Origin of the sequence: Leisingera sp., assembly GCF_034669605.1 — a bacterium.
Classification (GTDB): Bacteria; Pseudomonadota; Alphaproteobacteria; order Rhodobacterales; family Rhodobacteraceae; genus Leisingera.
Genome location: NZ_JAXMOX010000359.1, coordinates 1 through 2,333, shown reverse-complemented (window position 1 = coordinate 2,333; position 2,333 = coordinate 1). Strand labels below are relative to the sequence as shown.

Annotated in this window: 3 protein-coding genes and 1 pseudogene; 1 reads left to right on the top strand and 3 read right to left on the bottom strand. The window is 61.6% G+C overall.

All coding sequences use genetic code 11. The annotated features are described in order from the left end of the window. A partial coding sequence (locus tag VOI29_RS24195; protein WP_323784408.1) for a LysR substrate-binding domain-containing protein occupies positions 1-224 on the top strand: 224 nt, incomplete at its 5' end. A 1-nt stretch (position 225) separates the two neighbouring features. On the opposite strand, the gene VOI29_RS24190 is transcribed toward VOI29_RS24195, so the two are convergent. The 3 genes and pseudogenes from VOI29_RS24190 to VOI29_RS24180 form a co-directional block, all read right to left on the bottom strand. Then, positions 226-1,086, bottom strand: a complete 861-nt coding sequence (locus VOI29_RS24190) for a metal ABC transporter permease (protein ID WP_323784406.1) — start codon at positions 1,084-1,086, stop codon at positions 226-228. Beyond that, on the bottom strand, positions 1,086-1,964 hold the full coding sequence (locus VOI29_RS24185) for a metal ABC transporter permease (protein ID WP_323784410.1): 879 nt from the start codon (positions 1,962-1,964) through the stop codon (positions 1,086-1,088). Before VOI29_RS24185 ends, VOI29_RS24190 begins: the two co-directional genes overlap by 1 nt. Continuing rightward, a pseudogene (locus VOI29_RS24180) lies at positions 1,964-2,333 on the bottom strand (manganese/iron ABC transporter ATP-binding protein); the annotation flags it as partial. The pseudogene VOI29_RS24180 and the gene VOI29_RS24185, both read right to left, overlap by 1 nt.

Below are 2,333 nucleotides of genomic sequence, written 5' to 3'. Positions count from 1 at the left end.
CGCTGGTGCTGCAGGCGGCCATCGCCGGCGAGGGCTTTGCCTTTGGCTGGCAGCATGTGACCGAGCCGCTGATCAAACAAGGGCTGCTGGCCGCGCGCCAGGATTGGTCGTGGACCACCGGATCAGTGTTCTATCTGGTCTGGTCCAAGAGCCAGGACCTGATTCCCAACGCCGAACTGGTGCGCGAATGGCTGCTGGAAATGGCCAGGCCCGGCAGCGCCTGAATCACACGATCCCTGAAGTATCCCTGACTCGCTGCTTCGACGTGCGGCGGGTCACATGCAGCCGCCGCACAAACGCAAGGATGAACAGCAATGTCAGGATCAGCACGATGGTCGGAGCCGGCGCGCTGTCGAGGAAGAAGCTGGCATAAGTGCCCGCCAGCATCGACACCATGCAGACCAGAACCGAGACCCACAGCATGGTGCTGAACTTGCGCACCACCAGAAAGGCGATGGCACCCGGCGCAATCAGCAATCCAATCGCCAGGATCAGCCCTGCCGCGGACAGGGTGGCCACAATCGTCAGCGACAGCGCCGCCAGCAGCCCGTAGTGCAGCACTGTCACCGGCAGGCCGGAGGCTTGCGCCTGAGCGGGGTCAAAACTGTGCAGCACAAGATCTTTCCATTTCAGCACCAGCGCCGCGCCAACACCCAGCGAGATGATGCCCGCGGTCCACAGCTCATTCGGCTCCACCCCCAGCATGTTGCCGAACAGTATGTGGTCCAGATGTGCGTTGGTCTCAACCGAGACATAGAGCACGATACCGAGGCCGAACATGCCGGAGAAGACTACCCCCATCACCGTGTCCTGTTTCACCCGGCTATTGCCGGACAGATAGCCAGTGGCAACCGCACAGAGCATGCCCGCAGCAAAAGCGCCCAGGATCAGCGGCAGCCCTGCGATATAGGCCAGAACGATACCGGGCAGCACCGCATGGCTGACCGCATCGCCCATCAGCGCCCAGCCCTTCATCACCTGAAAGCACGAGAGCAGCGCCGTCGGAACCGAAACTATCATCGAGATCAGAAAAGCGTTCTGCATGAACGCGAACTGGAACGGCATCAAAAGGCTTTCGAAGTCCATCACACAGCTCCCTCTTGTGCGGCGGGGCCGCGTTTCAATGCCTCGCGCGCCTTGCGTTTTGCGGCCAGCAGCCCGTGTTTCGGAGCAAAGACAAAGACCGTCAGAAAGATCAGCGTCTGCAGGGTCACAATGATGCCGCCGGTGGCACCGTCCATAAAATAACTGGCGTAGGCGCCAAAGAAGCTGGTGAGGGCACCGATCAGCACCGACACCATGATCAGCCGCGGAAACCGGTCGCACAGCAGATAGGCGGTGGCACCCGGCGTCACCACCATGGCGATTACCAGAAACGCGCCGACGGTCTGCATTGCCGCCACGACGGAGGCCGACAGAAGCACAAAGAACACCGTCTTCAGCAGCCCGGGCTTGAGCCCGATGGTGCGGGCGTGGTTTTCGTCAAAGAAGGTGACCATCAGGTCCTTCCACTTGGCCAGCAGTACCGCCAGCGAGACAAAGCCGATGATTGCCAGCTGCAGCGTATCCTCGGGCGTGATCGCCAGGATGTTGCCCATGGTGATGGTCTGGACTGAGACCGACATCGGACTGATCGAGACGATGAACAACCCAAGGCCGAAGAAGGAGGTGAAGATCAATCCGATGATCACATCAACCTTGAGGCCGGAACGCTCCGACAGGAACAGCATCGCCCCCGCCGCCAGCCCGCCGGCAATGAAGGCGCCCAGCGCAAACGGCAGGCCCAGGATATAGGCTCCCGCCACCCCCGGCACCACCGAGTGCGAGAGCGCATCGCCAATCAGCGACCAGCCCTTGAGCATCAGATAGGCCGACAGGAAGGCGCAGACGCCGCCGACCAGCGCCGAGACCCACATCGCATTGGTCATATAGCCATAGGAGAACGGCTCCAGCAGATATTCCATCATTCCTGTTCCCGGCTCTCGCTGGTCTGGGTCTTTTCACCGTATTGCACAAAGGGACGCTCATCGTCGGTCAGGATGGTGACCTCGCGGGTGTCGCCGTCGTCATGCAGCGCTTGGCCGCCCAGGGTGAAATGGCGCAGCACCCCGCCAAAGGCGTGTTCAAGATTCTCGCGGGTAAAGGTTGTTGCGGTCGGGCCGTGCCCCAGCACCGTGCCCTTGACCAGAACGGTGCGATCGCAGAACTCCGGCACGCTGCCCAGGTTGTGGGTGGAAACCAGCATCACCCGGCCCTCGGCCCGCAGCTCGCGCAACAGGGCGATGATCTGTTCTTCGGTCTTCACGTCCACCCCGGTAAAAGGCTCGTCCAGC